Source organism: Undibacterium sp. TC4M20W (assembly GCF_049340245.1).
In the GTDB taxonomy this organism is placed as follows: domain Bacteria; phylum Pseudomonadota; class Gammaproteobacteria; order Burkholderiales; family Burkholderiaceae_D; genus Undibacterium.
In genome coordinates this window covers 1-26,994 of sequence record NZ_JBMPPI010000026.1, presented here as the reverse complement: position 1 = coordinate 26,994, position 26,994 = coordinate 1, and the positions used below count along the sequence as shown (strand labels likewise).

Annotated in this window: 22 protein-coding genes, 2 tRNA genes and 1 pseudogene; 19 read left to right on the top strand and 6 right to left on the bottom strand. The window is 50.1% G+C overall.

Annotated features, from left to right (window positions below):
* Positions 1-2: 2 nt before the first annotated feature.
* The 3 genes from ACO0LL_RS23560 to aat form a co-directional block, all read right to left on the bottom strand.
* Entirely contained in the window at positions 3-1,049 is a 1,047-nt protein-coding gene (locus ACO0LL_RS23560; RefSeq protein WP_422953249.1) for a quinone-dependent dihydroorotate dehydrogenase, read from the bottom strand.
* Positions 1,050-1,110: 61 nt separating this feature from the next.
* Positions 1,111-1,842: an arginyltransferase gene (locus tag ACO0LL_RS23555; RefSeq protein WP_422953248.1), complete on the bottom strand. Its 732-nt coding sequence runs from the start codon at positions 1,840-1,842 to the stop codon at positions 1,111-1,113.
* Positions 1,839-2,555 carry a leucyl/phenylalanyl-tRNA--protein transferase gene (aat, locus tag ACO0LL_RS23550; RefSeq protein WP_422953247.1) on the bottom strand — a complete coding sequence of 239 codons (717 nt, stop codon included), beginning with the start codon at positions 2,553-2,555 and terminating at the stop codon, positions 1,839-1,841. The genes ACO0LL_RS23555 and aat overlap by 4 nt, the downstream gene beginning before the upstream one ends.
* 187 nt (positions 2,556-2,742) lie before the next feature.
* Here aat and ACO0LL_RS23545 point away from each other — a divergent pair, with 187 nt between their 5' ends.
* Entirely contained in the window at positions 2,743-3,945 is a 1,203-nt protein-coding gene (locus ACO0LL_RS23545) for an ammonium transporter (protein ID WP_422953246.1), read from the top strand.
* 78 nt (positions 3,946-4,023) lie between these two features.
* Here ACO0LL_RS23545 and ACO0LL_RS23540 read toward each other — a convergent pair whose 3' ends face one another.
* Positions 4,024-4,593 carry an NUDIX hydrolase gene (locus ACO0LL_RS23540; protein WP_422953245.1) on the bottom strand — a complete coding sequence of 190 codons (570 nt, stop codon included), beginning with the start codon at positions 4,591-4,593 and terminating at the stop codon, positions 4,024-4,026.
* Positions 4,594-4,722: 129 nt separating this feature from the next.
* Between ACO0LL_RS23540 and ACO0LL_RS23535 the strand changes: the two genes are divergently transcribed.
* Positions 4,723-4,799, top strand: a tRNA-Met gene (locus ACO0LL_RS23535).
* Between the two features lie 93 nt (positions 4,800-4,892).
* Here the strand turns inward: ACO0LL_RS23535 and ACO0LL_RS23530 are convergent.
* Positions 4,893-6,557 (bottom strand): methyl-accepting chemotaxis protein, encoded by a 1,665-nt coding sequence (locus ACO0LL_RS23530; protein ID WP_422953244.1) that lies wholly within the window; start codon positions 6,555-6,557, stop codon positions 4,893-4,895.
* Between the two features lie 373 nt (positions 6,558-6,930).
* Here ACO0LL_RS23530 and ACO0LL_RS23525 point away from each other — a divergent pair, with 373 nt between their 5' ends.
* Positions 6,931-7,320, top strand: coding sequence for a VOC family protein (locus ACO0LL_RS23525; RefSeq protein ID WP_422953243.1), 390 nt, complete (start codon positions 6,931-6,933; stop codon positions 7,318-7,320).
* On the opposite strand, the gene ACO0LL_RS23520 is transcribed toward ACO0LL_RS23525, so the two are convergent.
* Positions 7,317-7,754 carry a hypothetical protein gene (locus ACO0LL_RS23520; RefSeq protein ID WP_422953242.1) on the bottom strand — a complete coding sequence of 146 codons (438 nt, stop codon included), beginning with the start codon at positions 7,752-7,754 and terminating at the stop codon, positions 7,317-7,319. The genes ACO0LL_RS23525 and ACO0LL_RS23520 overlap by 4 nt on opposite strands.
* A 590-nt stretch (positions 7,755-8,344) precedes the next feature.
* On the opposite strand from ACO0LL_RS23520, the gene scpB reads away from it, so the two are divergent.
* The 16 genes and pseudogenes from scpB (at position 8,345) to ACO0LL_RS23440 (ending at position 26,703) form a co-directional block, all read left to right on the top strand.
* Positions 8,345-9,604 carry an SMC-Scp complex subunit ScpB gene (gene scpB / locus ACO0LL_RS23515; protein WP_422953241.1) on the top strand — a complete coding sequence of 420 codons (1,260 nt, stop codon included), beginning with the start codon at positions 8,345-8,347 and terminating at the stop codon, positions 9,602-9,604.
* The gene (locus ACO0LL_RS23510; RefSeq protein WP_422953240.1) at positions 9,594-11,597 is read left to right on the top strand and encodes a pseudouridine synthase; all 2,004 of its coding nucleotides are present in this window, start codon (positions 9,594-9,596) and stop codon (positions 11,595-11,597) included. Before scpB ends, ACO0LL_RS23510 begins: the two co-directional genes overlap by 11 nt.
* Before the next feature lie 298 nt (positions 11,598-11,895).
* Entirely contained in the window at positions 11,896-12,381 is a 486-nt protein-coding gene (gene rimP / locus ACO0LL_RS23505) for a ribosome maturation factor RimP (protein WP_422953239.1), read from the top strand.
* Entirely contained in the window at positions 12,378-13,937 is a 1,560-nt protein-coding gene (gene nusA, locus ACO0LL_RS23500; protein WP_422953238.1) for a transcription termination factor NusA, read from the top strand. Before rimP ends, nusA begins: the two co-directional genes overlap by 4 nt.
* A gap of 47 nt (positions 13,938-13,984) precedes the next feature.
* Positions 13,985-16,891: a translation initiation factor IF-2 gene (infB, locus tag ACO0LL_RS23495; RefSeq protein ID WP_422953237.1), complete on the top strand. Its 2,907-nt coding sequence runs from the start codon at positions 13,985-13,987 to the stop codon at positions 16,889-16,891.
* 57 nt (positions 16,892-16,948) lie between these two features.
* Positions 16,949-17,338, top strand: coding sequence for a 30S ribosome-binding factor RbfA (gene rbfA, locus ACO0LL_RS23490; protein ID WP_422953236.1), 390 nt, complete (start codon positions 16,949-16,951; stop codon positions 17,336-17,338).
* A 46-nt stretch (positions 17,339-17,384) separates the two neighbouring features.
* Positions 17,385-18,317 carry a tRNA pseudouridine(55) synthase TruB gene (truB, locus tag ACO0LL_RS23485; protein WP_422953235.1) on the top strand — a complete coding sequence of 311 codons (933 nt, stop codon included), beginning with the start codon at positions 17,385-17,387 and terminating at the stop codon, positions 18,315-18,317.
* Between the two features lie 123 nt (positions 18,318-18,440).
* A complete protein-coding gene (gene typA, locus ACO0LL_RS23480; RefSeq protein ID WP_422953234.1) occupies positions 18,441-20,273 on the top strand; it encodes a translational GTPase TypA in 1,833 nt (610 codons plus the stop codon).
* 128 nt (positions 20,274-20,401) lie between these two features.
* Positions 20,402-21,265, top strand: coding sequence for a DMT family transporter (locus ACO0LL_RS23475; RefSeq protein WP_422953233.1), 864 nt, complete (start codon positions 20,402-20,404; stop codon positions 21,263-21,265).
* 88 nt (positions 21,266-21,353) lie between these two features.
* Positions 21,354-22,742: pseudogene (gene yegQ, locus ACO0LL_RS23470) on the top strand (tRNA 5-hydroxyuridine modification protein YegQ).
* 77 nt (positions 22,743-22,819) lie between these two features.
* A complete protein-coding gene (locus ACO0LL_RS23465; RefSeq protein ID WP_422953232.1) occupies positions 22,820-23,650 on the top strand; it encodes an amidohydrolase family protein in 831 nt (276 codons plus the stop codon).
* 48 nt (positions 23,651-23,698) lie between these two features.
* Positions 23,699-24,025 (top strand): DUF1294 domain-containing protein, encoded by a 327-nt coding sequence (locus ACO0LL_RS23460; protein WP_422953231.1) that lies wholly within the window; start codon positions 23,699-23,701, stop codon positions 24,023-24,025.
* An 81-nt stretch (positions 24,026-24,106) separates the two neighbouring features.
* A complete protein-coding gene (locus ACO0LL_RS23455; RefSeq protein ID WP_422953230.1) occupies positions 24,107-24,496 on the top strand; it encodes a cupin domain-containing protein in 390 nt (129 codons plus the stop codon).
* Between the two features lie 141 nt (positions 24,497-24,637).
* Entirely contained in the window at positions 24,638-25,681 is a 1,044-nt protein-coding gene (dusA, locus tag ACO0LL_RS23450; RefSeq protein ID WP_422953229.1) for a tRNA dihydrouridine(20/20a) synthase DusA, read from the top strand.
* 236 nt (positions 25,682-25,917) lie between these two features.
* A complete protein-coding gene (locus ACO0LL_RS23445; RefSeq protein WP_422953228.1) occupies positions 25,918-26,460 on the top strand; it encodes a hypothetical protein in 543 nt (180 codons plus the stop codon).
* 167 nt (positions 26,461-26,627) lie between these two features.
* Positions 26,628-26,703, top strand: a tRNA-His gene (locus ACO0LL_RS23440).
* Positions 26,704-26,994: the final 291 nt, after the last annotated feature.

The window sequence follows — 26,994 nt, the reverse complement described above, 5'->3', positions numbered from 1 at the left end:
AATTATTTATGTCCGCGCAAGGCATCTGCGCAGTCTTTGACCAATGCGGGGCCTTGATAAATCAGGCCAGAATACACTTGTACCAGCGCCGCACCTGCCTGCATTTTAGCCACGGCGTCGGCACCAGAAAAAATCCCGCCCACGCCGATGATGGGGATTTCATTACCCAGTTCTGCTTTAAGGGCGCGGATCACGCGGTTGGATAATTCAAACACGGGTTTGCCAGACAGGCCACCCGTTTCTTCTGCATGTGGCAAGCCTTGCACCGCATCGCGGGTAATGGTGGTATTGGTCGCAATGACACCGTCTATCTTGTGACGTAACAAGGCTTCACCTATGGTCTTGATTTGCTCTGCATCGATATCTGGAGCGATCTTCAGGGCAACTGGCACATAGCGTTTATGTTCATCCGCCAGTTTTTGCTGCGCTTCCTTCAGTTGCGACAGCAAGGCATCCAGCTCAGTCGCTCCTTGCAACTGCCGCAGGTTCTTGGTGTTTGGGGAAGAGATATTCACTGTCACATAACTGGCATAGGGATACACCTTGGCCAGGCAATGCAGATAATCTTCTGCCGCACGTTCTATCGGTGTATCGGCATTCTTGCCTATGTTGAGGCCAAGCACGCCTTGTTTGTCCTGGTAAAAACGCGAAGCCTGTACGTTTTTGACAAAGGCATCGACACCACCATTGTTAAAACCCATGCGGTTGATAATCGCATCTGCCTGCGGCAGGCGGAACATGCGTGGCTTGGGATTACCCGCTTGCGCACGCGGTGTGACTGTGCCAATTTCTATGGAACCAAAACCGATTGCCGCCAGGCCATCAATATACGCACCGTCCTTGTCCAGGCCAGCAGCAAGACCCACGGGATTGGGAAAACGCACACCCATGACAGTGCGCGCATCTTCTGCAGGTTTATTGCCCAGCAAGCCACCCAGGCCAAGTTTATTGGCACGCTGCAGCGCAGGTAAGGTCAGGTGATGGGCATTTTCCGGATCCATGGCAAACAGGGCAGGGCGGATCAGGGAGTAAAGAAGTTTTGCAGACATGTAAATAGGTGGGAAAGAAAAGTTAAAAATAAAATTTGAGAGACAAACAGAAAGGAGAGCTTCACAGTTCCCGCAAAGTCTGCCAGCGCCCCTGCATCAAGGCATCAAGGGGGCGGAAATTGGTTTTGTAAGCCATCTTGGGGCTGGCAGCGATCCAGTAACCCAGATAAACATAGGGCAGCTTCAATAAGCGCGTTTGCTCTATCTGCCACAAGACATTGTAGGTGCCGTAGGATGCAGTCGCATCATCCGGGTCATAAAAGGTATACACGGACGACAAGCCATCTGTGAGCACATCAATGATGCTGACCATGCGCAGGATATTGTTGTCATCCCTGAATTCAACCAGGCGTGTATTTACCCGGCTTTGCAGCAAAAATTGCGCATATTGGTCACGGCTGTCATTGTCCATGCCGCCGCCAGAGTGGCGCGCACCCTGATAGCGCTGGTAGAGCTCATAGTGTTCATGCACATAACTGAGGCTGCTGACGCGTGCATGCAGATTGCCATGTTTTTTCCAGGCGCGGCGCTGGCTGCGGTTGGTTTCAAACTCATTGACGCGTACGCGCACTGGTGTACAGGCCTGGCAGTTATCGCAATGCGGCCGGTAAATAAAAATGCCGCTACGGCGAAAGCCACTCTTCACCAGCTCTGAATATGCATCCGCATTAATCAGATGCGCAGGCGTGGCCACCTGTGAACGCGCCTGCAAGCCTTCCAGATAACTGCAAGGGTAGGGCGCTGTCGCATAAAACTGTATGCTGGCGAAGGGGAGTTCGTTAAGCTGGGTCACGGGCTGATCTTGTTGACTATGGTCCAATTGCTAATCGCTGGCAAGGCACTGGCATGTTCTACCCAGCGCAAAAACTCGGCTCTGCTAATCGCTTTTGCGCCCAGAGATGCCAAATGTGCCGTCTCTTGCTGGCAGTCTAACATTTTCACCCCATGTTCACGCAAGAAAAATACCAGGTGTGCCAAGGCTATTTTTGATGCATCCGTGACTCTGGCAAACATGGATTCGCCATAAAACATGCGGCCTATGCAAACGCCATAGGCACCACCGACCAGTTCACCATCCAGCCATACCTCGGTCGAATGGGCATATCCCAGCTTGTGCAAGTCACAATAACCAGCAACGATGTCGTCAGAAATCCAGGTGCCATGCTCTTCACCGCGCGGCGCGGCACAAGCCCGCATGACATCTTCAAAGGCAGTATCAAAGCGCACCTCCCAGCGCGGGTCTTTGCTGATCTGGCGCAAGCGCTTCTTCAGACTTGCGGATAGTTTGAAATCCTCCACCTGCAAGACCATGCGGGGATCGGTGGACCACCACAAAATAGGTTGCCCATCAGAAAACCAGGGAAAGATGCCATTTCTATAAGCATATAGCAAGCGTCCTGCTGACAGGTCGGCACCCGCTGCCAGCAAGCCTGCCGCACCGTCTTTTTCAGTAAGTGCGTTGCTGGGATGAGGGAAGGGGCTATCAGTTTCCAGCCAGGGGATCACGCAGCCCCCAATATTGCTTGCACCAAAAAAACGCCATTTTTCAGTGCGCCAAACTTGGCCATCAAATAATCAGTTTCTAAAAATCGCATTAAATCAATCACTTATCGTTTGCACCAAATTGGAATGCATTTTGCTTTATCAGTGCATCTTTAATTCAAACTTGCACTTAAATTGGGAGATATTTTGCATGAATGCACAAAATAGCAGCGCGGACGCCTTGTTTATCTTGCTTGGCGCAATCATGATTTTAGCAATGCATGCGGGTTTTGCGTTTTTAGAATTGGGTACTGTGCGCAAGAAAAACCAGGTCAATGCCCTTGTCAAGATACTGGTTGATTTTGCCGTATCGACCATCGCATACTTTTTTGTCGGTTACACCATTGCTTACGGCGTGCAGTTTTATTCTGGTGCCGAAGTGCTGGTCGCCAAAAACGGCTTTGAAATGGTCAAGTTCTTTTTCTTGCTGACCTTTGCCGCCGCCATTCCCGCCATTATCTCAGGCGGCATTGCCGAGCGGGCAAAATTTCACCCGCAACTGATCGCGACAGCCTTGCTGGTCGGTGTGTTATATCCTTTCTTTGAAGGCATAGCCTGGAACCAGCGTTTTGGCATACAGGCTTGGTTAAAAGCAGCTTTCTCTGAAGAATTCCATGACTTTGCCGGTTCTGTGGTTGTGCATGCCTTTGGTGGCTGGGTGGCCTTGCCTGCAGTATTGTTACTGGGTGCACGCCGTGGCCGCTATATGAAGAATGGCGCAATTGCCGCCCACCCACCATCGAGCATCCCTTTTCTGGCCTTGGGTGCGTGGATACTCACTGTGGGCTGGTTTGGTTTCAATGTCATGAGTGCACAAACCATGGAAAAGATGAATGGCCTGGTTGCCATGAATTCTCTCATGGCCATGGTGGGCGGTACGCTGGTCGCTTTCATCCTCGGCAAGAATGACCCTGGCTTCGTCTACAACGGCCCTCTGGCGGGTCTGGTGGCAGTTTGTGCCGGTTCTGACCTTATGCATCCGCTGGGCGCACTGTTTACTGGTGGCATGGCTGGCGCCATTTTTGTCTGGATGTTCACCTGGACGCAAAACAAATGGAAAGTCGATGATGTACTCGGTGTCTGGCCCCTGCATGGGCTATGCGGTGCCTGGGGTGGTATTGCTGCTGGTATCTTTGGCTTAAAGTCTCTGGGTGGTCTTGGCGGCGTCAGCTTCATGTCGCAATTGCTGGGCACCGTCATGGGTGTTGCGATTGCTTTCATCGGTGGCTATATCATCTACGCCAGTTTGAAAAAACTCGTAGGCATACGTCTTGATCCTGAAGAAGAATTTGAAGGTGCAGATTTGGCTATACACAAAATCTCATCGACTGCAGAACGCGAAACCAGTTGGTAATGACGAAAATAATGTCGAAAAAAATGGGCAAATTAAAATTTGCCCATTTTTTTTGATATTAGCCTGGCCAATGTTATTTCAGCCATCCCGCATGGGCTTGAAAATATCATGCTCATGCGTCCGGAAGCGCCCACCATTTTTTACTTTCGCCAGATCTTCAAAGAAAAACTTCAGTGTATGGCCTATGGTAGGGAAGGCGATGTCATCCCAGGGAATTTGCTCTTCAGAGAATAGCGCCACTTCCAGGCTCTCGACCCCGGCGGCGTAATTCAGATCCAGCAAGGTGGCGCGATAAAATAAATGCACCTGATGTACATGTGGCACATTCAAGATAGAAAACAGCTCATGTAATTTGATATTGGCACCAGCTTCTTCCTCGGTCTCACGTTGTGCAGCCTGTGCCGTTGTCTCATTATTTTCCATGAAGCCGGCAGGCAGGGTCCAGAAGCCCAGACGCGGTTCTATGGCTCGCTTGCATAATAATATCCTGGTGACACCATCTTCTTCCCAAGCAGGAATAGAACCTACGACCATCTTTGGGTTTTGATAATGGATAGTGCCACAAGCCGGGCAAACAAAACGCTCGCGGGTATCATCAACAGGAATTTGCAAGACCACCGGGGACGCGCATTCAGAGCAGAATTTCATGGGCAAAAAAGAGTCAAAATTGGCGAATCTGCAGAGTGTAACACCTGTCCGTAAAAGCGCGGCAAAAGTCCATGTCCTATAAAAGAATTGCGCTGAGCAGCAAAATCATGTATAGTTTCATTCTTCAGACGCGGGGTGGAGCAGTCTGGCAGCTCGTCGGGCTCATAACCCGAAGGTCGTAGGTTCAAATCCTGCCCCCGCAACCAAGTATTCAAGTCCTTGATCAGAAATGATCAAGGACTTTTTGCTTTTCTGCGTTCTTCTTTTTTCGCTTCTTCTCCCATCGTTCTCTCCGATGCTTATTTCTCTCTTGCTGACGCAGATATCTGTAGCGGAATGACTTGTCGTGCATTCGTTTGCCTTGCGGCTTTTGGGTGTTCGGAAATATTGTGTAATCTGGCGGCGGTGGCAGGTGTGTTGTCGTCGGTTTTGAATACGCTGACGACATCGGCTTGTCTTCTTGCCTGATCCTGCAGGGATTCGGCGGCGGCGGCTATTTCTTCTACGAGGGCAGAGTTTTGCTGGGTGGTATTGTCCAGTTCCACAATGGCCCGGTTGATTTGTTCTATGCCGGCAGTCTGTTCTGCGCTGGCGGAGCTTATTTCTGCAATGATATGGGTTACATGTCTGACGCTGCTGACAACTTCACTCATGGTTAGCCCGGCTTCATCAACAAGCTGAGTTCCTGCATTGACCTTTTCTACAGAGGTATCGATGAGGAGTTTGATCTCTTTTGCTGCGGTTGCAGAGCGCTGGGCAAGATTGCGTACCTCAGTGGCAACCACGGCAAACCCCCGGCCTTGCTCGCCAGCGCGCGCTGCTTCGACGGCGGCGTTCAGTGCCAGAATATTTGTCTGGAAGGCGATGCCATCAATGACGCTGATGATATCGACAATCTTCCTGGATGATTCGCTGATGGATGACATGGTATCGACCACCCGTGTGACGACATTGCCCCCTTTGACCGCTACTTCAGACGCATTTTTCGCAAGCTGATTGGCTTCAAGGGCGTTATCGGAATTTTGCTTGACGGCACTCGTGAGTTCTTCCATGGATGACGCGGTTTCTTCCAGTGCGCTCGCCTGCTTTTCCGTGCGTGCGGAAAGATCCTGATTGCCTGATGCGATTTGTGTGGATGCGGTGGCTATCGTGTCCGTACCACTGCGTATTTGTCCGACGATGTCTATCAGGTTGTTGTTCATCAATGCCAGGGCGCGCAGCAGGGAACCCATTTCATCTTTGCCAGTAACATCGATATCACTGGTCAAATTACCACTGGCGACGGTTTTGGCGATCTCTACTGCACTATTGAGTGGAGTGACTATGCGCCTTGTGATTGACCAGGCGATAAAGCTGCTGATGATAGCTGCAAGTATGCCGGTAGCGATCATCAGTTGAGTCGCCGATTCAGCTGTTTCCTTCGTTTCTATGGCTGACTCCGCCATCAATCCCTCTTGAAACTTGATGAGTGATTCCATCGCTTCCAGGTAGCTGAGTTGTTTGGGGCGGACTTCCTTAAACAAAAAATCTTTTGCTTCATCTTTGTTGCCATCCGTCACGAGCTTGATCATTTTGTCTCTGACGGGAATGTATTGTGCGCGCTGCTCTATGGTGAGCCTGAGTAATTCCTTGGCTTTTGGGTTGCGTATGGTGGGGATCAGTTTATCGAGTTCGCTGGTAATAACCTGAGAAGACTTTTGTACGCTGTCGATTTCCTTTTTAATTTCAGCTTCGTCGCTCATGAGCAAGATATTGCGCAAATTTCTGGCTTGTAGATTCAGGTTTTTGATAGCGTCGTTCAGTACATATATTTTTTGATAGCGATCATTGACGGTCAGGTTAATTTCGCTGTCGAGTAAAGTCAGGCGGGAAGCACCTATGGCAACAACGGCGATCAGCATCAAGATAACTAAGCCAAAACCTGAATACAGGCGTTGACTGATTTTGAGGTTTGCAATAAACATTTTTTATCCCCTGAAAGGCTGTGCTGCTGGTCGGATGCGATTGACAATGAGCGGCGGCTGAAGCGGGTCGTCCTTGAAGACAGTAATTCAAAAAATGGTGTGGCAAGTTTGCTGGCAATTGCTAATGCGAGATATCAGGTTTCTTGCCAAGGTAACGATGTACAGATGTTGCTTGCTTTAATGGCATTGAATTGCATTTTACGCATCATCTTTGATTGAAGTCCACGTGAAAAATCAAAGTGTATGTTTTATGCAAAAATTGCAATTTATTGCAAATTCAACCAATTTTTGCATATTTTCCTGATTTTATAAAATAAGTAAAATGCAAACTATTATTGTAAATCCTGAATCTGATGTGGCAAGGAGAAATGCCGTGAATATCGAACTCGATCACACTATTGTCCCTTCGCGCGACAAGCTGGCTTCGGCAAAACTGTTGGCTGAATTGCTGGGTGTGCCTTGGTCGCCGACAGCCTTGGGTCCGTTTGCCCCGGTATTTGTGAACGAAGGCTTGACGCTGGACTTCATCCAGACTGACGAGGACTTCCCTGTTTATCATTTTTGTTTTCGCGTCAGCCAGCAGACGTTTGATGACATACTCGGGCGTATCAAGCGGGCTGGCATTTCTTATCGCAGCTCTGTGCGCGGGCCTGTAGATATGCGAATCAATACTGATTATGGCGGGAACATAATTTACTGGAATGAGCCTGATGGTCACCAGTGGGAAATGCTGACGGTCAGTTATGCGCGGCAGTCAGCTTAAGGCTTGATCGTGAAAGTAAATCGGTATTCCCCAAAAAAGCGGAATGCGGCGTCGCTGACCTCGGTCAGATCGACTTCAATGTCGCCGACGGGCGCTGCTGCATCGCTTTGTCCATGTGCCCATGCATCAAAGCAATCTACATGTGCGCCTTGTTGTATCAGTATGCGTATGTTTGCTGCAATTTGACGTGTTGCTTCAATAGTATCGTGATCTTCTTCAAACCATGCTTCTGGTTCGCCAAATCCGAGCTCTATGCTGTCGTCAGATAAATGCCTGAAATTGCAACTGCATCCGGCATTTGAGGCAAGGAACCATTTATGTTCGAAGCGTAGATATTTTTCTTCTGGAATGCCAGGTAGCTTTTTTGCGAACTGAATCAGCTCATTGCTGGCAAGAGAAAGATCGGAGTCTGAACTGGTGCTCAGGATGGTCATGAAGCACATGGCTTGTCATCAGTTTGATTGAAAATCATTGGCCATTGTTTCATAAAATCTTATTTAATGTTGTTAATGTAAATGCAATTTAATCTTTGTTTTACTTAAGTCGCATGCAATCTGTCCAGATTTTCCTGTACGGACTTTCTGAATGCATGGTACTCTCGTCCTCTTGCAATCATATGCAAGATGTTGTTGGAGGGCTTGTGGTTGGCTTTCCGGTTTGGGTTCAGAAATGGCAGAAGTGGGGATGCGAGCGGTTAATGTGCTTGATTTTCCGCTTGCAGACGGAAATAATGAGTTAAGCCACGTTTTAGCGTGGCTTTTTTATTGTTTGTTGACGATATTTTTTGATCGTCTGCGAATTTCTGGACTACAATCCAGTGTCTACTAATTTTAGGGATTGTGCGCTGCTAAGTTCTTTGCGCGCTCCATGCAGTCCCAGCCGCCCGCATAAGGGGCGTTGCTGCCAGGTTGGTGGCAACAAATTTAATACAAAACTGATGTGAACAATAGCGAAATGGTAACTGAGGTATCAGTTGTCTTGTTGCATGACATCAACTAAATAAACCCGTGTACTTTAATATTGCATGAATACTGCTGAGGCAAAACGAGTCCTCGAAACAGCCTTGTTATGCGCGCCAGAGCCGCTGACAGTCAATACGATGAAAAAGCTGTTCCAGGATGCGGATGATCAAGGTGATGTGGTCGGCGCAGATACTATCAAACTGATGCTGGAAGGCTTGCGTCAGGACTGGTCCGACAAGGGCATAGAGCTGGTGGCTTTATCTACTGGCTGGCGCTTTCAAAGCAAGCCCGAGATGCGCGCCTATATAGACAGGCTGAACCCGGAAAAGCCACCAAAGTATTCAAGAGCAACGCTGGAAACCCTGGCGATTATTGCTTATCGCCAGCCGGTGACGCGCGGCGACATAGAAGAAATTCGTGGCGTGACCGTGGCGTCGCAGATGATTAAAACTCTGGAAGACCGTGGCTGGATAGAATCCATAGGCCACAGGGATGTGCCAGGCCGCCCATCCTTGTTCGCCACTACCAAGCAGTTTTTGGATGATCTGGGTCTGTCTTCGTTGGATCAGTTGCCGCCTCTGCAGCAAGTGAAACGGGATGCTGAAGAGGAGCTGGTTCCTGAATTGGCGGCTCTGGATGGTGGAATGTTTGCCGCTGTTGAGGCCGATGCATTGGTGGCGGAGCCTGTAACTGATGGCGAAACTGTTTCTGAGCAAGCAGCGGATGTGGTTTTGCAAGATGCGGATACCCTTGATGCTGAGCATGCTGAGCATGCTGAGCCGGCAGCAATGGTGGATGCAAGCAATGAACTCGCGCAAGAGTCAGCGGATATCGCAGAGGTAAAGGTACTTGCAGATGCTGAATTAGAGTCATTGCCGCAAGAAATTCAAGATTCACAAAATTCACAAGATGCGCAGCAGCAACCGCATACTGAGACAGTACAGGATGATAAAAATGCATCCGGGCAAGAGCTGCAAGAAGATGCGGTCGTTGGCGCTGAGTCCGATGCTGTAGCTGTTGATGTTGTGATGGGTAGCGCGCCGCATGCAACTGATGAGGCTGCAGATATTGTTGCTGAAGGGCCAGTCGAGACCGCGAGCGAAACAAAAAGTGTAGAAGTATCAGAAGTGACAGTGAAAGAAATTACCGAAGATATAAGCAAAGAAATTAGCGAAGAAATAAGTGAGGTTGGGGGAGACTCTCAACCTGTCACGCAATTGAGTGATCAGGTAGCCGATACTGCGGCACCGGATAGTGTACCGGGCGCTGCAGCGAGTCAGTTGCCTTCAATAGAACTGAAGAATGAATCCAATGAATCCTGAAGATGTAAATGCTGACCAAGCTGATGGTGCGGGCGCAAATGATAATGGCCCTGCTGGTGGTGATGACGCAAAGCCGGCAAAGCGCGCTGCGCGTGCCCCGCGTACTGGTGTAAGCCGATCCAAGCCTAAGCAAGAGAATGCAGAGCAATCAGCAGGCGCTACGGAGGCAGTAGTAGCAACTGTAGCGGTGACAACATCAGCCGATGATGTTGCAGAAGCGCCAGTTAAAAAAGCACGTGCACCGCGCGCGCCGCGTACTCCTAAAGAGCCTGGGGCAGCGCCACGCGCCAGCCGCGCCAAAGCCAAGCCTGTGGAAGTTGTCGAGGAGCATGTGGCAGTCGCTCCCGAAGCTCCTGTAGTTGCCGAGCCGGTTGTGCGTACTGAGCAAATAGCCGAGCGTAGTGAACGTCCGCCACGCGGCGAACGTCCACCCCGCACAGAACGTGCGCCAAGGGCGGATCGTGCGGAGCGCACAGAGCGCAGTGAAAAAACTGAAAGCGGCGAAAAAACTGAACGTCCAATCCGCGCTGATCGTGGCGAGCGTGCCGACCGCGCAGAGCGTCCAGATCGTGGTGAACGCAGTGAGCGTACCGATCGCGGTGACCGCAATGATCGTGGCCCGCGTCAAAACGCTGGCCAGCCAGGCGCTAACAAATCCAAGCGTCCGCAGCAACAAACTCGTGGCGGTCGCCCTGGTGCTGGCAATAATGCCGATGACGTGTTTTCTTTTGTTACTTCAGAGGCATTTGATTCGGGTGTTGCTGATGATACCAAAGGCAAGGGCCGTGGCAAGCCAGTGCGCCGTGATCTGACTGCAGATGATGATGCGCCTAAGTTGCATAAAGTACTGGCTGAAGCAGGTCTGGGTTCGCGTCGTGATATGGAAGAGCTGATCGTTGCTGGCCGTGTCTCTGTAAATGGTGAGCCAGCCCATATTGGGCAAAGAATTTTGCCTACTGATCAGGTGCGTATTAATGGCAAGCCCATTATGCGTAAAGTCAGTAAAAAACCACCGCGCGTACTGATTTATCACAAGCCTGCTGGCGAAATCGTCAGTACTAATGATCCAGAAGGCCGCGCTTCCGTGTTCGAGAGTTTGCCAAGCATGAAGGTTGGCAAATGGCTGGCAGTAGGGCGTCTGGATTACAACACTGAGGGTTTGTTGCTGTTCACCACATCCGGTGATTTGGCAAACCGTCTGATGCATCCGCGTTATGGTATTGAGCGTGAATACGCTGTGCGTACTCTAGGTGAGCTCGAAGAAGGCATGCGTCAGCGTTTGCTGGCCGGTGTTGAGCTGGAAGATGGTATGGCGCAATTCTCCAAAATCACTGACGGTGGTGGTGAAGGTGTCAATAAATGGTATCGCGTCATCATTGGTGAAGGCCGTAACCGTGAAGTGCGTCGCATGTTTGAGGCTGTCGGCCTGACAGTTTCACGCCTGATCCGTACCCGTTATGGCGCTATGACCCTGCCTGCCAACCTCAAGCGTGGTCGCTGGGAAGAGCTGGAAGAGGATGCAGTTCGTGCCTTGTTGAAGTTGAGTGGCCTGGAAAAAGCCGGTGGCGACAAACCCGCAGTGCCAACCAAGGGCGGCAAACCATTTGGTAATAAGGCGCCTGGTTTTGGTACTGGCCCATTTAGCCAGAAGCAAGTCGGTTTCCCTATGTCTAGTGGCCGTAGTGAGCGTGCTGAATATGGTGCGGGTCGTGGCGGTAATGCTAACGGCAACAATGCATACGGCAACAAAACTGGCGGTAACGCAGGTAATCCGCGTAATGGCGCAGGTAATGGATCGGGTAATGGACCTGGCAACGGTGCTGGCAACAATGCCAACAACGCTAACGGCAAAAAACGTAGCCGCCAGCCAGATCCATTGCAAACGGCATTGGGTTTCCCGGATGCTGGACAGCGTCGTGGCCCTACATCCCGTGGTAGTGGTCAGGCCATAGGTCAGGGAATTGCAGCGCGCAGGCGCTCACGTGGCGCATAATGTTTTTCGGTCGTTTTAAGCGTTTTGCAGTAGCGGGACGTGTTGAAATTACCTCGTTTTCCATTGCGACGAGGTAATTTATCGTTTATAATCTTGTAGTTAGCAGATTTAGCCTTTATTTGAATTTAAAATCGAGGCGCTACAAAAAAAGATGGGCAGTTGCCCATTTTTTTTTGGTTTTAGCGATTGATATCGTGTTGAGTGAGTTGCGGCGCAACACTCAATAGCCCGAATCGCCAGGCCTGTAGCGGGTTTTGCCCGGTTTGCAAATTGTCAGTGTGTTTTTCGGAGAATAAGTTTGGCTTTGTTGGATTTGATAGAAAAGACCGTCAACGGTACCGGATATGATCTGGTAGATTTTGAGCAGGCCGAGCGCGGCTTGTTCAGGGTTTATATTGATTATTTGCCGGAAGATCTGGAGCGCGGCAATATCACGGTGGAAGACTGCGAAAAAGTCAGTCACCAGTTATCGCATGTGCTGACGGTGGAAAACGTCAATTACAGCCGCCTTGAAACTTCTTCTCCTGGCCTCGACAGGCCGCTCAAAAAAATCGCTGACTATGTGCGTTTTGCTGGTGAGAAAGCCAATGTGAAATTGCGTATGCCCATGCCGGGCACACCAAATCGCAAAACTTTCGAAGGCGTCTTGCACGAACCTGAAGGTGAAAATCTGAAGCTGGAATTTGAAGTAAAAGATGGGTCGGCCATGCTGGAGTTTACGCTCGCCGATGTGGATAAGGCACGTCTCGTGCCGCAAGTGGATTTTAGGAGTCGCAAAGCATGAGTCGTGATTTGTTGTTATTGGTGGATGTGCTGGCGCGTGAAAAGAACGTCGATGAAGAGGTTGTTTTCGGATCGCTGGAGCATGCTTTGGCGCAAGCGACAAAAAAACGTTTTCCCGGTGAAGTCGATATTCGCGTAGAAATCGACCGTGATACTGGTGAATTCAGGTCTTTCCGCCGCTGGCACGTAGTGCCGGATGAGGCAGGTCTGCAATTGCCAGATCAGGAAATTCTGCATTTTGAAGCATTGGAAGACGATCCTGAAATTCAGGTTGATGATTACATCGAAGAAGAAATTGAATCGGTCGATTTTGGCCGTCGTTTTGCGCAAGATACCAAGCAAGTCGTTTTGCAGCGTATCCGTGATGCCGAACGTGAACAAATCCTTGCTGATTTCCTGGAGCGTGGTGATTCCCTGGTAACAGGTACCATCAAGCGTATGGAACGCGGCGAAGCCGTGGTTGAGTCCGGCAAGATTGAAGCGCGCCTGCCACGTGACCAGATGATCCCTAAAGAAAATCTGCGTGTTGGTGACCGTGTCCGTGCCTACATTTTGCGCATAGACCGCAATGCCCGTGGCCCGCAAGTTATCCTGTCGCGTACAGCGCCAGAATTCATCATGAAACTGTTCGAACTGGAAGTGCCAGAAATCGAGCAAGGTTCCCTGATCATCAAGTCTGCTGCGCGTGACCCTGGTGTGCGTGCAAAAATCGCTGTGTTTACTGCTGACAAGCGTATTGACCCTATCGGCACTTGCGTTGGTATGCGTGGTTCACGCGTCCAGGCAGTGACTGGCGAACTCGGTGGTGAGCGTGTTGATATCGTGTTGTGGTCTGAAGACCCGGCGCAATTCGTGATCGGCGCACTGGCACCAGCCAATGTTTCGTCCATTATGGTGGATGAAGAAAAACACGGCATGGACGTGGTAGTGGATGAAGAAAATCTGGCAATTGCTATCGGCCGCAGTGGACAAAACGTTCGCCTGGCAGCTGAATTGACAGGCTGGCAAATCAATATCATGACTGCTGAAGAGTCTGCGAATAAAGCCGAGCAAGAAACTGCCGGCATCCGCAGCCTGTTCATGGAAAAACTCGACGTTGATCAGGAAGTCGCAGACATTCTGGTAGATGAAGGTTTCTCCAGTCTGGAAGAAATCGCTTACGTACCTATCAGCGAAATGCTGGAAATCGAAGCCTTTGATGAAGATACCGTCAATGAGTTGCGTAACCGCGCTCGTGATGCTTTGTTGACAGAGGCAATTGCTTCTGAAGAAGGTCTCGAAGGTATGGAAGATGAATTAGTCAATCTCGAAGGTATGACCCGCGTGACGGCAGGTAAGCTGGGTTTGGCTGGTATTAAAACCCTGGCGGCTTTCGCTGGATTGGCTTATGACGAATTTGGCGCGATTTTGGCATTGTCTGCCGACCGCACCCGTCAATTAATTAAAGATGCATTTGAAGATGTGACCGATGATGAGATGAAACTCATCGACGCTAAATATGATGATCAGGCCAAGGCTTTGTTAGCCAAAGCCTGGAAACTCGTAGAAGCTAAGTAATTCACGGGTTTCAATCTCATAACGCGCACATAGAAAAAGAGGACTGAATGGCGAGTAACAATGTAGCCCAATTTGCCACCGAGCTAACGATGTCAGCAGATTTGCTGCTCACGCAATTGCGTGCAGCGGGCGTCAGTAAGAGCTCGACGTCAGATTCGCTGACAAAGGAAGACAAAGATAAGCTCCTGGAGCATCTGCGTCGTTCCCACGGCGTTTCTGCGGACACCGAAAAGAAAAAAATAACCTTGACTCGTAAGGAAACGACCGAGATCAAGCAAGCCGATGCGACTGGGAAGTCTCGTACCATTCAGGTTGAAGTTCGTAAAAAACGCACTTTCGTTAAACGTGATGATGCTCCCGCAGATGAAGCGCAGGCTGCTGCACCAGTGGATGCTGCTGAGCAGGCGCGTCTTGATGAAGAAGCGCGTCGCGAAGCAGAGCTGATCGCACGTCAGGAAGCAGAATTGCTGGAGAAGCAGGAACGTCTGGCCAAGCTCGAAGCTGAAAAAGAAGCCCAGGCGCAAGCCATGCGTGAAGCCGAGTTGGCAGAGGCCGCCAAAGCTGAAGCTGAAAAAGCCAAAGCCGAGCAAGCCGCTGCTGTAGCCAAGGCACTCAATGCCAGCGCTAACGCCAAACCTTCAGATGCTAAACCTGCAGAGGTAAAACCTGTGCAGGCCGCTCAAACTGCACAAGCCGCTGCTGATGAAGATAAAAAGCGTGTCGAAGCAGAAGAAGCGAAGAAAAAAGCGGTAGCCGACGCCAAGGAAGCAACTGAGCGCGCTGCTGCGACTGAAAAAGCCAGAAAAGCTGTGGCTGACGAAGTTGCGCAAATCAAAGAAATGATGAACGCTGCTCGTCGCCCGGCCAAAGCACCAGAGCCAGCTCCTGCAGTGGCACCTAAGGTTGCTGAAGGTACTTTGCACAAGCCTGCTGATAAAAAAGTAGCTGAGAAAAAGCCTGGCGCAGCAGTAGAGAAAAAAGACGAGAAAAAACCAGCCGTTGGCGACAAGAAGGCAATCAAATCTGCCAATGTGTCTTCGACCTGGCAAGACGACGCAGCCAAGAAACGTGGCGGCGGTCTGAAAACTCGTGGTGACACTTCCGGTGGACGTGATGGCTGGAAGGGCGGCCCTAAGGGGCGTCGTAATAGTCATCATGATGACCGCGAAAGCAATTTCCAGGTGCCGGTAGAAGCCATCATCAAAGATGTGTTTGTACCTGAAACCCTGACAGTGGCTGAGCTGGCACACAAAATGGCAGTCAAGGCTTCCGAAGTCATCAAGCATTTGATGAAACTGGGCCAGATGTGCACGATCAATCAGGTACTTGATCAGGAAACAGCAATGATCCTGGTTGAAGAGATGGGTCATAAAGCCTTTGCTGCAAAACTGGATGATCCTGAGGCAATGCTGACGGATACGACAGAGCACGGTGAATATGAATCCTTCCCACGTGCACCTGTAGTCACTGTCATGGGTCACGTTGATCATGGTAAAACATCTCTGCTGGATTACATCCGTCGCGCCAAAGTCGCGTCTGGTGAAGCCGGTGGCATTACGCAGCATATCGGTGCTTATCACGTAGAAACACCACGTGGCATGATCACCTTCCTTGATACGCCGGGCCATGAAGCGTTTACCGCGATGCGTGCCCGTGGTGCCAAGGCGACGGATATTGTTATTCTGGTTGTAGCTGCAGATGACGGCGTCATGCCGCAAACCAAAGAGGCGATTGCTCATGCGAAAGCAGCTGGCGTGCCTTTGGTTGTTGCTATCAATAAAATTGATAAGCCGGGTGCCAATGCAGACCGCGTGACACAAGAGTTGATCGCTGAAAGCGTTGTGCCTGAAGAATACGGTGGTGATTCACCATTCGTACAGGTATCTGCAAAAACTGGTCTGGGTATAGATGCCTTGCTGGAACATGTTTTGTTGCAAGCTGAAGTGCTGGAATTGAAAGCACCGAAAGATGCTCCTGCCAAAGGCCTGGTCGTGGAGGCGCGTCTGGATAAAGGTCGCGGTACTGTTGCCACTATCCTGGTGCAGTCCGGTACTTTGAAGCGTGGTGACGTGGTATTGGCTGGTTCAGCTTATGGCCGTGTCCGTGCGATGCTGGATGAAAATGGCGCGAATATCTCTGAGGCTGGCCCGTCCATCCCGGTAGAGATTCAAGGTCTGACAGAAGTGCCGTCCGCCGGTGAAGAAGTCATGGTTATGGCTGATGAACGCAAAGCGCGTGAAATCGCTTTGTTCCGTCAAGGTAAATTCCGCGACGTCAAACTGGCGAAACAGCAAGCGGCCAAGCTCGAAAACATGTTCGAAAACATGGGCGAAGGCGAAGTCAAGAACTTGCCTATCATTGTCAAGACCGACGTACAAGGTTCGCAAGAAGCGCTGGTGCAATCCCTGGTCAAATTGTCGACCAGCGAAGTGCGTGTACAAGTTGTACATGCAGCAGTTGGTGGTATTTCCGAATCCGACGTCAATCTGGCTGTCGCTTCCAAAGCGGTCATCATCGGCTTCAACACCCGTGCTGATGCATCTGCCCGTAAATTGGCAGAGTCTAACGGCGTTGACATTCGCTACTACAACATCATTTACGATGCAGTAGATGAAGTCAAAGCAGCATTGTCCGGCATGTTGGCTCCAGAGAAGCGCGAACAGATCATTGGTATGGTCGAGATTCGACAGGTCTTCGTGGTCAGCAAAGTTGGTGCGATTGCCGGCTGTCTGGTTACCGATGGTGTGGTCAGGCGTACATCCTCTGTCCGTTTGCTGCGCAACAACGTGGTTACCTGGACAGGCGAGCTGGATTCGCTCAAGCGTTACAAAGACGATGCCAAAGAAGTCAAAGCCGGTTTGGAATGCGGTCTTTCACTGAAAGGCTACAACGAGATTCAGGTTGGCGATCAGCTTGAAATATTTGAAGTACAAGAGATAGCACGTACTCTGTAACTCAAGATAACCCCGGACTAGTTCCGGGGTTGTGGTTTATGGAGATGTAAGAAAATTATGGCAAAACATAGCAAAAATATCCCCGGTCGTGGCCTGCGTGTAGCAGATCAGATTCAAAAAGACCTGGCAGAAATCATCTGGTCTGAATTAAAAGATCCGCGTGTAGGCATGATCACGCTGACTGAAGTGCAGTTGACTCCCGATTACGCCCATGCAAAAGTGTATTTCACTACGTTGGTAGATGATCCTGTGGCCGTCAAGAATACTGTTGAGGCCTTGGTCAAAGCATCTGGCTTCCTGCGCAATCAACTGGGTCTGCGTTTGCACATTCACACCTTGCCGCAACTGCATTTTGTGCATGACACATCCACCATTCGTGGCATGGCGATGTCGAAATTGATCGATGAAGCCAATGCCACCCGCGCCAAAGACGATGGCGAAGAGTAAATTCTGAACGATACATTGCGCAGCCTGGTAACAGGCTGCTGACAACATGACGACTCCGCAGATAAAAAGAAAACGTGTGCCTGTACACGGCGTATTGCTATTGGATAAACCAGTTGGTTTTTCCAGTAATGATGCCCTGATCAAGGCCAAGCGTTTTTTGAATGCCGCCAAAGGCGGGCATACTGGTACGCTTGATCCATTTGCCACAGGCTTGCTGCCTTTGTGCTTTGGTGAAGCTACCAAGTTTTCCCAGGATTTGCTGGAGGCTGATAAAACCTATACTACAGTCGTTCATCTGGGCGTCACAACGACGACCGGAGATACCGAAGGTGAAGTGCTGGAAGAAAAACCAGTAGGGGTCAGCATTGAGCAAATCCAGCATGCTTTACAGCAATTCACCGGTCCCATACAGCAAGTGCCTCCCATGTATTCTGCGCTTAAGCGCGACGGCAAGCCATTGTATGAATATGCACGTGCCGGTATCACGCTGGAGCGCGAAGCGCGTAGTGTTGTCATTCATGAGCTGGAATTACTGGCTTATGAAGCACCTTTCCTGAGCCTGAAGGTCAAATGCAGCAAGGGCACTTATGTGCGCGTGCTGGGTGAAGATATAGGTGCAATGCTGGGTTGTGGTGCCCATTTGAAAGAATTGCGCCGTATAGGTGTGGGTCATCTGGTATTGGAGAAATCCATTACCCTGGAGTATTTCGAAAGTCTGCCAGAGCCAGAACGTCTGGCATTGCTGGACCCGGTTGATGCCTTATTGTCCAGCTTTGATCCGATTTATCTCACAGATGAGCTGTCTCGCCGCTTTCTGCATGGACAGCGTCTGCCATTAAATAAAGAAGAAGTCGTTTTACCCATTGAAACTGGCCGCGTTCGCGTCTATCGTGAATCGGACGGGCAGTTGCTGGGTTCTGCCCAGTTACAGGAATACGGCATACTCGCGCCCGAGCGCCTGATTGCCACTGAACATTAATTGTGTCATCGCGCGGTAGCAACTCCTTGAAATAATAGGAGTTTTTCTACTTTTGCGCTGCAACATGTTATAATCGCAGGTTATCCGATTTACCTCATAGAATTACCCAATAAGAACGCTATCATGTCTACTTCAAAACGCGCTATTCGTAACATCGCCATTATCGCTCACGTCGATCACGGCAAAACCACTCTGGTTGACCAGTTATTGCGTCAGTCCGGTACTTTCCGCGACAACCAGCAGGTTGATGCCCGTGTTATGGATTCGAATGATATCGAAAAAGAGCGCGGTATCACTATTTTGTCCAAGAACTGTGCTGTTGAATACAAGGGCACACACATCAACATCGTCGATACGCCAGGCCATGCCGACTTTGGCGGTGAAGTAGAACGTGTTCTGTCCATGGTGGACAGCGTTTTGTTGCTGGTAGATGCACAAGAAGGCCCAATGCCACAAACGCGTTTTGTAACGCGTAAAGCACTGGCTCTGGGTTTGAAACCTATCGTTGTCGTCAACAAGATCGACCGTGAAAACGCTGATCCACAAAAAGCCGTCAACGCGACTTTTGAATTGTTCGACAAACTCGGCGCAACTGACGAGCAACTCGATTTCCCTATCGTTTATGCATCCGGTTTCAAAGGCTATGCAGGTCTGGAAGACTCCGTGCGCGAAGGCAATATGGAGCCCTTGTTTGACGCTATCCTGGAACACGTTCCTGCGCGTGAAGATGATCCAGATGGTCCTCTGCAATTGCAAATCACTTCCCTGGAATACTCTTCCTACGTTGGTAAAATCGGCGTTGGCCGTATCCTGCGTGGCCGCGTCAAGGCATTGCAAGATGTAGTCTGGATGAATGGTCCTGAAGACAAGCCAACCAAGGCACGTATCAATCAAGTATTGACATTCAAAGGCCTGGACCGCGTTCTGGTTGACGAAGCATTGGCAGGTGACATCGTCCTGATCAACGGTATTGAAGAAATCGGTATCGGCTCCACTATCTGCGCACCAGATACGCCGGATGGCTTGCCGATGTTGAAAATCGATGAACCAACTCTGACCATGAACTTCATGGTTAACAGCTCCCCACTGGCTGGCCGCGAAGGTAAATTCGTGACGACACGTCAAATCCGTGACCGTCTGGAACGTGAATTGAAATCCAACATGGCTTTGCGCGTAGTGCAGGCTGAAGGCGATGATTCCACGTACGAAGTTTCTGGCCGTGGTGAGTTGCATCTGACTATCCTGATAGAAAACATGCGTCGTGAAGGCTTTGAGCTGGCAGTATCCCGTCCACGCGTGGTCTTCAAAATGGTCGGTGACGTACGTCATGAGCCATATGAAAACCTGACAGTTGACGTAGAAGAAGTCAATCAGGGTGGTGTCATGGAAGAGCTGGGTCGTCGTCGTGGCGATCTGCAAAACATGGAACCGGACGGCAAAGGTCGTGTACGTCTGGAATACCGTATTCCTGCACGTGGCCTGATCGGCTTCCAGGGCGAATTCATGACATTGACGCGCGGTACAGGCTTGATGAGCCACGTGTTTGATGAATATGCGCCAGTTGATAATTCCAAAGGCGAACTCGGTGGCCGTCGCAATGGCGTACTGATCTCGCAAGATGACGGCGCAGCAGTTGCTTACGCTATCTGGAAATTGCAGGACCGTGGTCGTATGTTCGTCAGCCACAATGACCCAGTGTATGAAGGCATGATCATCGGTATCCATTCCCGTGACAATGACCTGGTCGTGAACCCGATCAAGGGCAAACAATTGACCAACGTTCGCTCTTCCGGTACGGATGAAGCGGTACGCCTGGTTCCACCTATTCAGTTGAACCTGGAATACGCGGTTGAGTTTATTGATGATGATGAACTGGTTGAAGTTACACCTAAGAGCATTCGTCTGCGCAAGCGCTTCCTGAAAGAGCACGAACGTAAAAAGGCATCACGCGATTAACGTGATCTGTTCTGACTAATGCGGTAGCTAGTGTTTTAGTACTACCGCATGAAGATTAACCCGTTTTGCTCTAGCCAGTCTGGTCAGGGTCAAACGGGTTTTTTATTTGGACCCATATGCAAAATAAAATGTCTCACCGCAAAGCGGTGATGCTGATGATTTGTGCTGCTACCCTGTGGAGTATTGCCGGTGTATTTACCCGTCACCTCGAAGTTGCGCGTGATTTTGAAGTTACTTTCTGGCGCAGTTTTTTTGCCGCTGTTTTTATTGCGGGTGTCATGGTCAGGCAATACAAATGGGCTTTCATTCCGCGCCTTAAATTATTGGGCAGAATAGGCTTTTTGTCTGGTTGCATGTGGGCCACCATGTATAGCTGTTTCATGATAGCCCTGACCATGACCACGGTGGCCAATACCTCCATCATGGAAAGCCTGACGCCTCTGTTCACGGCCTTCCTGGCATGGTTGATATTGCGCCAGCATATTCCTGCGCGCACTTGGTGGGCAATTGCTGCTGCTGGTGCGGGTATGTGCTGGATGTTTGCTGGCAGTTTGACTGGGGTGGACAGCCGTGGCCTGACTGGCATGCTGATTGCGCTCGGCATACCGTTCGCTTCTTCAATCAATGTCATCATCCTGAAAAAGGGTGGGCATGCAGTAGATCTGGTGCCAGCTGTATTTGTCGGTGGCAGCCTGTCTGCATTGATCATGCTGCCATTGGCCTGGCCATTCCATACTTCATTGCACGACATTGCCATATTGGCGATTTTGGGATTTTTTCAACTGGGCCTGCCTTGCATGCTGATGGTCAAGGCATCCAACAGCCTGTCCGCACCGGAGATATCCTTACTGTCTTTGCTGGAGGTATTACTTGCACCGATCTGGGCATGGCTGGGTGCTGGTGAGGTGCCTGCGCAATCCAGCATAATAGGTGGAGCTATCGTGCTGACAGCACTGGTCTTCAATGAATTGACCGACATGCGGCGTGATTGATCCGCATCAAATCTTGTAAAGGTAAATTTTGAAATGGCAGGGCAGGGATTTATGATCGCGAACATTTGTCTTTTCGGATTACCCTGCCATGACTGTCTCCTCAGTAAAAAACGCAATAAAATCCCCGGAACTTCTCCTACCCGCCGGTTCGCTGGAAAAAATGCATGCCGCTTTCGACTTTGGTGCTGATGCGGTGTATGCAGGCTAGCCACGCTATAGCCTGCGTGCCCGCAATAATGAATTCTCTACTCTCGATGTACTGCAGCAAGGCATAGACGGCGCCCATGCGCGCGGTAAATTGCTCTTCGTCGCCAGCAATATCTTCCCGCATAACAGCAAACTCAAAACCTATCTGCGCGACATGGAGCCGGTCATCAACATGAAGCCGGATGCGCTTATCATGGCCGACCCTGGCCTTATCATGATGGTGCGTGAGAAGTGGCCAGAAGTGCCTGTACATCTGTCGGTGCAGGCGAATGCCGTGAACTGGGCCGATGTCAGATTCTGGAAAAAGATGGGCCTGACCCGTGTCATTCTCTCGCGTGAATTATCGCTCGATGAAATAGAAGAAATACGCCAGCAATGCCCGGATATGGAGCTGGAAGTTTTTGTGCACGGTGCCTTGTGCATTGCTTATTCAGGGCGTTGCCTGTTGTCCGGTTATTTCAATCATCGCGACCCTAACCAGGGTACCTGCACCAATTCCTGTCGCTGGGATTACAAGGTCGAAAATGCGACAGAAAATGAAATCGGTGACCTCGCGCGTGTCCCGGTTGAAAGTATCAAATTCAATTACCAGCAAGCGCTGGAAGAAGCCAATCAATCTTTTTCTGCCATGGGCGATATGCCGCGTCATCCCCTGGCTGACCGCCCGTATCTGATAGAAGAGGGCGGCAAGCCCGGCCAGTTCATGCCCATACTTGAAGATGAACACGGCACCTACATCATGAACTCCAAAGACTTGCGCGCCGTTGAGCATGTCGAGCGCCTGGCGAAAATCGGTATCGATTCACTGAAAGTCGAAGGGCGTACCAAATCTATCTACTATGTCGCCCGCACTGCTCAAACCTACAGACGTGCAATTGATGATGCGGTGGCTGGACTTCCATTCAACACTGATTTGCTGGGCCAACTGAATGGTCTCGCCAATCGCGGTTATACCGATGGTTTTTATCAGCGCCATCATACGCAAGAACATCAAAATTACATGGAAGGTGTATCAAAGGCGCACCGCAGCCAGTATGTCGGGCAAGTCTTGCAGCTGACAGATGGCTGGGCAGAAGTCGAAGTCAAAAACCGCTTTGCTGTTGGCGATGAGATAGAAATCATTTCACCGAATGGCAATGAAATGATCAGACTGGCCGAGATGCGCAATGCGGATAACCAGCCTCTGAGCATCATAGGTGGGGCAGGGCATAAGGTACGTATTCCGCTGGATGCCAGACATGAAAAAGCCTTGATTGCCAGGATGTTGTAATTCTGGAGTTGACGCTTCATTCATAGCGTGTATTCTTGATTCAAAAGGAGTATCAAATTTGGCAAGGGAGCATGACTATGAAAATGCGTTTACAGAATTTCTTATTGACCTGCTCTTTGCTCATGATGTCGGCTATTGCATCAGCAGCAGAGCCCTTGCCCATATTCGATGCCCACATGCATTACAACATCGAAGCACGCAGCACCTGGTCGCCGCGGCGTGTTATTGCTTTGTGGCGTCAGCTTGGCATACGTGCCGTGCTGGCGACCAGTAGGCCAAATGATGGCACGCTGGATTTGATCGCGCAAAATGCGCCTGACATCAAGATAATTCCTTTCCTGCGTCCCTACAGAGTGCAGCCCGACAGACATGACTGGTTTGCCAATCCCGAGATAGAGCGCTTCGTTGAAAAAGAACTGCAACGCGGCATCTATCGCGGCATAGGTGAATTCCATATCTTTGGCAAGGATGCTGATGCGCCCTATATGGCGAAAATTGCCAGGCTGGCCAAAGCGCGTGATTTGTGGCTGCATGCCCATTCTGACGAAGATGCGATAGAACGTATTTTGCATCACGCACCCGGCGTAAAACTGATCTGGGCGCATACCGGCATGAGCACTTCTCTCGATAAAGTCGAGGCCATGTTTGCCCAATATCCAAATCTGGTTGGTGAACTGTCTTTCCGCTCGGATCTTGAGCAAAACGGTGGTCTCAATCCGCAATGGAAGCGTCTGTTTTTGCGCTACCCTGACCGGTTCGTGCTCGGCACCGATACCTGGGTGACGTCTCGTTGGGATGATGTGCCGCAGTTGATGGCTTTCTATCGCCGTATGCTCAGTGATTTACCAGCAGATGTGGCAGAGCGCATTGCCTATAAGAATGGACTGGCGATGTTTGGTCTGCAATAATCCGGTTTCTCATACTCTCACCAGGCTGACGTGGATTTTTTTGATCAAATGACAGAAGCATTTTCCCTTGTGCGCACCGATCAGCAACTGCAATTGCTGCTCATAGTCGTCATCTATGCCAGCATGAGCGTCGTAACGCTCATCATGTATGCCCTGGATAAGGCAGCAGCCAGGCGGCGCGACTCAAGAATTTCTGAACGCACTTTATTATTGTGTGGCCTCGCCTGTGGCTGGCCGGGTGCCATGCTGGCGCAAAGGTGGTTTCGTCACAAAACCATTAAAACTTCTTTCCGGCTCGCATTTGCTGCCACAGTTATCTTCAATTGCCTGGCACTTGCCATGCTTATCTGCTGGTTATTGAACTTATTGAGTTAGTATTGTCCAATTGGCAATATGGGGTTTCCATCCATACATATAGTCTTTTGCAGATGATCCATACTCCCAGGGAGATCAGGCATGAAAATAGAAGCTCAAAAAACCTATGTGGCGCTGGCGGCTGACGGCATGGCGACTGTGCTGGAGCAAGGTCCCGCATTCTGGAGTTTGCCCGAAGCAGAAATCGAGGCCTACGGCAAACATTGGCTGATCAGTGAATTCACATGCGAATCAGATTGGCCCAGCTGGGAGATGCATCCGCAGGCTGATGAATTTGTGTACTTGCTATCCGGTCGCGCTGATTTTCTTATTGAGCTGGAAGATACCGTTGAACATATACACATGAAAGCAGGTGAGGCAGTATTAGTGCCCAAGGGGCGCTGGCATACGGCTAAAGTGTTTGCAGAAAGTCGTATGTTATTTATGACGCGTGGTGAAGGCACGCAGCATAAGCCCGTAAGCAAGGGGTAATTTCTGAGTAAATCATGGTATTTGTAGAGTCGGGGATTGTGTTTCCTGTTGTCGTGGCTTTGCCAGTATATGTATCACTCGAAGGCGATTTCCCAATGACAAGGTACAATACGATATCGTAAATTGCCGTCTTGTTTTATTGTGAATACAAAAGCACTACCCCCGCGCCGCGTTTCTGTGGCCCCCATGTTGGACTGGACTGACAGACACTGCCGCCAGTTTCACCGCCATATCACCCGCAACTCCTGGCTCTATACCGAAATGGTGACAACCGGTTCACTCTTGCATGGTGATGTCCAACGTCATCTTGAGTTTAATCCTGGCGAACACCCCGTTGCCCTGCAACTAGGCGGCAGTGAGTTGGCTGATCTGGCGCATGCTGCCAAGCTGGGTGAGCAGTGGGGCTATGATGAAATCAACCTTAATTGCGGTTGCCCGTCTGAACGTGTGCAAAAAGGCGCATTTGGTGCCTGCCTGATGGCAGAGCCGCAACTGGTTGCTGATAGCGTCAAGGCGATGAAAGACGTGGTCTCGATTGATGTCACGGTCAAGCACCGTATAGGCATCAATGAAGTCGATTCGTATGAGTTCATGCGTGACTTTGTGGGCACCGTTGCTGATGCGGGTTGCAAGACCTTTATTGTCCATGCCCGCAATGCGATACTCAAAGGCCTCTCGCCAAGAGAAAACCGTGAAATCCCGCCGCTTAAATATGACTATGCCTATTGCCTGAAAAAAGAATTTCCTGATCTGGAAATCATTCTCAACGGTGGCATTAAGACCCTGCAAGACATGGACTTGCATTTGCAGCATGTTGATGGTGTCATGATAGGTCGCGAGGCTTATCATAACCCTTACTTCATGGCGAGTTTTGACGAGCGCTATTATGGCGACGCTACTCCGGTGAAAAGCAGGGAAGAAATTCTGCAGCACATGATTCCCTACATCTATCAGCAACTGGAATTGTATGGCAATGGCGGCAAAGGCCTGCGCCTGAATACGGTTATCCGGCACATGCTGGGGCTTATGATGGGTCTGGTCGGTGCACGTGTTTTCCGCCAGATACTGTCAGACAGTAAAAGGCTTGCATCTGGTCAACCAGAGTTGCTGCTGGAGGCTGCGTTAGCCATGAAAAGTGTAACTACCTTCGACCGCGGCCAAGAAGTCCAAGCCTCTGCTGCATGATCATGGTTGAATGTGCTTGAGAGTGCCAAATTCAAGTCTGATACATGAGCTAATTTGTAAATGAAACGCGAGTATTCGTAAGAATTTGTAATACATGGTGGAGTTGGGTTCTTGTCGGAATATATTGATTATGTTTCATTGCACGCTCCTTCAACTCACTACCTCAGTGAGATTTCGCCTACGCATTTATTTGCGTGGGCTTTTTTATGCCCGCTACTTTTATTGGCAGGAATGATATGCACACTATCAACTTACGCAAGATAGCTTTATCCGCTTGTTTCACCCTGTTTACCTCCCTCGCACACGCAACGCCAGTCATGGAAGTTCGCCTGGATAGTTTGCTCGCCAAAGCAGGAGAGTTGAAGAAAGAATTAAACCTGAATGCCAATCAGCAATTGCTATGGCAGCAGACGGAAAACAAGCTGACGTCCATGCAGCATCAGCGCGATGTCCGCCGGAACCGTCTGCAATCCGAGCTGGAGTTGCGTCTGGAGCAAAATAATATCGAATTGCGTGAGCTGAACCCGCAGATAGAGCAGGAAGAGCAAACTAGCTTGCAAGAAAACAAGCAAATGCGTGAACTGGTGTTGACGCTCAATGATGCGCTGGATGACAAGCAACGCCAGGCCTTGCAATTGTTTATCAATGCATCCTTGCGTACCACCGGTACCACCGCAGATGCGCCTAAAGCCAAGCGCCCGGATAGCGGCGAGGCTCCACAGCGCAAAGGCGGTATGGGGCGCCAGCGTGAGGGCGCGGGTGGTGGTGGTAAATTCTGATCAATCTATCGCATGCGGCAGGGCGTAACATGGTTTCGCGAGGATTTGTGAGGTTGATGGCTTAAGTGGCAATGAGCCTGATTACCAAGAATGCTATTGCCAGCAAGCCAAATTCCTCGTATAATGCGTAGCTCTCTTGCACTGCAATATTTGTGCTCGATACAGTGGTGGCCGTAGCTCAGTTGGTAGAGTCCAGGATTGTGATTCCTGTTGTCGTGGGTTCGAACCCCATCGGTCACCCCAAAATTTCGCGAAGCAAATCAAAGCTTAGCTTCAAAAAGCCCGGTTCATTACCGGGCTTTTTTGTTTTCCCGGTTTCTATTCAAATGTCAGCGTTCGCCTGGCCTCGATACTGAAAATGTTCCGTGCATATTTTGATGGATATCAGGTTTCTAGCGATGATTTAGGGAATCTCTGATTAAGTCCCCGAGCAATGATTCAGAAACGGTAATATAAGCTTATTTTCCATTGAATCATAAATACCATGAGACAGACAACATTTGCCGAAGGTGGCTTTGAACGCTATGCCAAGAC

Excerpts from the sequence above, each read along its gene's own strand:
- ACO0LL_RS23530 (WP_422953244.1), bottom strand. The coding sequence starts at position 6,557 with ATGTTTATTGCAAACCTCAAAATCAGTCAACGCCTGTATTCAGGTTTT.
- ACO0LL_RS23510 (WP_422953240.1), top strand. The coding sequence starts at position 9,594 with ATGAATCCTGAAGATGTAAATGCTGACCAAGCTGATGGTGCGGGCGCA.
- truB (WP_422953235.1), top strand. The coding sequence starts at position 17,385 with ATGACGACTCCGCAGATAAAAAGAAAACGTGTGCCTGTACACGGCGTA.
- ACO0LL_RS23445 (WP_422953228.1), top strand. The coding sequence starts at position 25,918 with ATGCACACTATCAACTTACGCAAGATAGCTTTATCCGCTTGTTTCACC.
- infB (WP_422953237.1), top strand. The coding sequence starts at position 13,985 with ATGGCGAGTAACAATGTAGCCCAATTTGCCACCGAGCTAACGATGTCA.
- ACO0LL_RS23465 (WP_422953232.1), top strand. The coding sequence starts at position 22,820 with ATGAAAATGCGTTTACAGAATTTCTTATTGACCTGCTCTTTGCTCATG.
- ACO0LL_RS23460 (WP_422953231.1), top strand. The coding sequence starts at position 23,699 with ATGACAGAAGCATTTTCCCTTGTGCGCACCGATCAGCAACTGCAATTG.
- typA (WP_422953234.1), top strand. The coding sequence starts at position 18,441 with ATGTCTACTTCAAAACGCGCTATTCGTAACATCGCCATTATCGCTCAC.
- nusA (WP_422953238.1), top strand. The coding sequence starts at position 12,378 with ATGAGTCGTGATTTGTTGTTATTGGTGGATGTGCTGGCGCGTGAAAAG.
- ACO0LL_RS23560 (WP_422953249.1), bottom strand. The coding sequence starts at position 1,049 with ATGTCTGCAAAACTTCTTTACTCCCTGATCCGCCCTGCCCTGTTTGCC.
- ACO0LL_RS23475 (WP_422953233.1), top strand. The coding sequence starts at position 20,402 with ATGTCTCACCGCAAAGCGGTGATGCTGATGATTTGTGCTGCTACCCTG.
- rbfA (WP_422953236.1), top strand. The coding sequence starts at position 16,949 with ATGGCAAAACATAGCAAAAATATCCCCGGTCGTGGCCTGCGTGTAGCA.
- ACO0LL_RS23545 (WP_422953246.1), top strand. The coding sequence starts at position 2,743 with ATGAATGCACAAAATAGCAGCGCGGACGCCTTGTTTATCTTGCTTGGC.
- ACO0LL_RS23520 (WP_422953242.1), bottom strand. The coding sequence starts at position 7,754 with ATGACCATCCTGAGCACCAGTTCAGACTCCGATCTTTCTCTTGCCAGC.
- ACO0LL_RS23540 (WP_422953245.1), bottom strand. The coding sequence starts at position 4,593 with ATGAAATTCTGCTCTGAATGCGCGTCCCCGGTGGTCTTGCAAATTCCT.
- scpB (WP_422953241.1), top strand. The coding sequence starts at position 8,345 with ATGAATACTGCTGAGGCAAAACGAGTCCTCGAAACAGCCTTGTTATGC.
- ACO0LL_RS23455 (WP_422953230.1), top strand. The coding sequence starts at position 24,107 with ATGAAAATAGAAGCTCAAAAAACCTATGTGGCGCTGGCGGCTGACGGC.